The organism is Burkholderia sp. BCC1985 (assembly GCF_905339915.1).
GTDB lineage: Bacteria > Pseudomonadota > Gammaproteobacteria > Burkholderiales > Burkholderiaceae > Burkholderia.
In genome coordinates this window covers 1-556 of the sequence record NZ_CAJPGY010000130.1, presented here as the reverse complement: position 1 = coordinate 556, position 556 = coordinate 1, and the positions used below count along the sequence as shown (strand labels likewise).

The 556-nt window shown below is 67.6% G+C and carries 1 protein-coding gene; it reads left to right on the top strand.

The annotated features are described in order from the left end of the window. Positions 1–556: methyl-accepting chemotaxis protein (locus tag U4Z31_RS36965; protein WP_321812999.1), on the top strand; the 556-nt coding region annotated here is incomplete at both ends.

Sequence of the window (556 nt, the reverse complement as noted above, 5' to 3'; positions counted from 1 at the left end):
TGGACTGTGGCTCGACGCGCAGATCGTGCGTCCGCTGATTCAGTTGCGCGACCAGGCGTTGCGCGTCGCGACCGGCGAGAGCCGCACCGGCGTGGCGATGAACCGGGTCGACGAGATCGGCATGACGCTGCGCACGATCAACCAGCTCGGGCTGATGTTCCGCTGGCTCGTCGACGACGTCAGCGAGCAGGTGCACAACGTGCAGCGCGCGAGCAACGAGATCGCGCAAGGCAACAACGACCTGAGCGCGCGCACCGAACAGGCGTCGACCAGCGTGCAGCAGACGGCTGCGTCGATGGCCGAGATGACGGCCACCGTATCGAGCAACGCGGAGACGGCGCTGCAGGCGAACCAGTTGTCGGTTTCGGCGAGCGAGGCGGCCGAGCGCGGCGGGCAGGCGGTGAGCGAAGTCGTCACGACGATGAGCGACATCACGGCGAGTTCGCACAAGATTTCCGACATCATCGGCGTGATCGACGGCATCGCGTTCCAGACCAACATCCTCGCGCTGAACGCGGCGGTCGAGGCGGCGCGCGCGGGCGATCAGGGACGCGGC